Raw genomic sequence first — 1,719 nt, forward strand, 5'->3', positions numbered from 1 at the left:
CGGGGGGGAGGGGCGGGGGGGGGCCCACGCCCGGGCCCCCGACACCCCCGCCGCCTGCCGCATCGGCGTCGACGCACCCTACGAGCAGGCCAAGGCCGTCCTGCTGGACGCGGTCGCCACCGCCAACCACTGCCGAGCAGTGTGGAACGAACCCCTCGGCTTCTCCACCGTCGTCGGTTTCGAGGCCGACCTGGAGGCCGTGGAGCTGCTGTACACCTCGCTCCTGGTGCAGGCCACGACGGCGATGACCAAGGCCGAGGCCGCCCAGCGGGCGGGCGGGCGCAGACGCACCAAGACCTTCCGGCAGTCCTTCCTCGCCGCCTACGCCCACCGCGTCGGCGCCCGCCTGGCGGCCGCCGCCGAGACCCAGGTGACGCAGGACCTGCTCCCGGTGCTGGCGAGCCGGGAGGTCGCGGTCGCCGCCCGGCTGGACGGCATGTTCCCCGAGACCACCACCACCCGTCTGCGCGGGGTGAGCGACGCGGCCGGCTGGAACGAGGGCGCGCAGGCGGCCGACCGGGCACGGATGACGGCGCGCCGACCGCTGGAGTGAGACGTGCCCCGGGGCGCCGTCCCCGCTCCGGGACCCGGCGGCCCGGTTCAGTCCCCGGCCTGCTGGAACGCCGTCACCGACGCGTCCGGCGTGTTCGCGGTCTTCGTGGTCCCCACCGGACCGTAGGACCACGCGAAGCTCTTGCCGTCGGTCGTTCCGGGCGGGGCGATCTTCATCGAGGTGGCCTTCAGGCTCTTCCCGTCACCGTCCCCGCCCCGCACGTAGGTGAGCGTGAAGGTGGCCGTGTCGCCCTTGGCGAGGGCCAGTTTCTCCGGGTGGCTGGTCCGGTCGGCGGGCACGGTCGCCGTGCTGCTGCCGGCGCCGAGGACGACGGCCGGGAAGCCCTCCAGGGTGCACGGAGCACCCTGGTTGGTCAGGGTCACGGGCACGTTGCCGGTGTCCCCGGCGGCGGGCGCGGCGCTGACGGGGCCGACCTGCAGTGCGACGTCGCCGAGGCGGCAGGCCGTGGTGTCGGTGTTCTTGCTGCCGGTGTCGCCACGGCTGTCGTCGTTGCTGCCGCCGTTGTCGCAGGCGGTCAGGACGAGGGCCGCGGCGAGGGCGGCGACGGTGATCGGGAAGGCGCGCATGAGCTGGAGTTCCTTGGGTCGTGACGATGCTCGAGGCTCATCACGTACGAGCGTGCGGCGCGGTTCCCCGCTCCGCCACCGGCCTTTCGCGGACGTCAGGAGCCGAGGCTCGCCGTGGGCAGCCCCGACGGTAGCGTTCCACCTTGTGCCCTGGTGTACGTCTCCGTGCCGAGTCCACCCTCCCAGGTCACCTTGAGGGTGGTCTTGTTGACGGAGTCCACCGTGCCGATCATACGGGCCTTGCACCTGGTCAGGCGGATGAGCCGGGTCCTGCCCCGCTCGCCCGCGGTGCCGGTGCACGTGGTCCCACCGGTCGAGAAGAGCGCCGCCTGGCCGCCGTTGACGATCAGGACCACCATCTTGCCGTCGGCGGTGGTCAGCCAACTGCCGTCCACCCCCGCTGCGGTGCCGGTCGTGGCACCCGTGCCGCCGCTGGAGGAGCCCGCCGACGCACCGGGCGGCGCGGACGCGGCCCCCGAAGAGCCGGAGCCGGATCCCGAACCGGCAGAACCGGAACCGTCAGTCCCGGAGCCGGCAGTCCCCGAGCCGGACGCGGAGCCCGTTGCCCCGGCCCCCGGC

At 74.1% G+C, this 1,719-nt stretch carries 3 protein-coding genes; 1 reads left to right on the forward strand and 2 read right to left on the reverse strand.

Translation table 11 applies throughout. From position 1 onward, the window contains the following. A partial coding sequence (locus GV126_RS32220) for a DUF7168 domain-containing protein (RefSeq protein WP_438947883.1) occupies window positions 1-553 on the forward strand: 553 nt, incomplete at its 5' end. A gap of 47 nt (window positions 554-600) precedes the next feature. Here the strand turns inward: GV126_RS32220 and GV126_RS32225 are convergent. Both GV126_RS32225 and GV126_RS32230 read right to left on the reverse strand, forming a co-directional pair. Further along, window positions 601-1,140 carry a DUF4232 domain-containing protein gene (locus tag GV126_RS32225; RefSeq protein WP_159674475.1) on the reverse strand — a complete coding sequence of 180 codons (540 nt, stop codon included), beginning with the start codon at window positions 1,138-1,140 and terminating at the stop codon, window positions 601-603. 95 nt (window positions 1,141-1,235) lie between these two features. Continuing rightward, the gene (locus GV126_RS32230; RefSeq protein WP_201299964.1) at window positions 1,236-1,535 is read right to left on the reverse strand and encodes a hypothetical protein; all 300 of its coding nucleotides are present in this window, start codon (window positions 1,533-1,535) and stop codon (window positions 1,236-1,238) included. Window positions 1,536-1,719 lie beyond the last annotated feature (184 nt).

Source organism: Streptomyces mexicanus (assembly GCF_902506575.1).
Classification (GTDB): Bacteria; Actinomycetota; Actinomycetes; order Streptomycetales; family Streptomycetaceae; genus Streptomyces; species Streptomyces mexicanus.

What these genes read in the sequence shown, in the direction of transcription:
- GV126_RS32225 (WP_159674475.1), bottom strand. Translation starts at nt 1,140, where the DNA reads ATGCGCGCCTTCCCGATCACCGTCGCCGCCCTCGCCGCGGCCCTCGTC.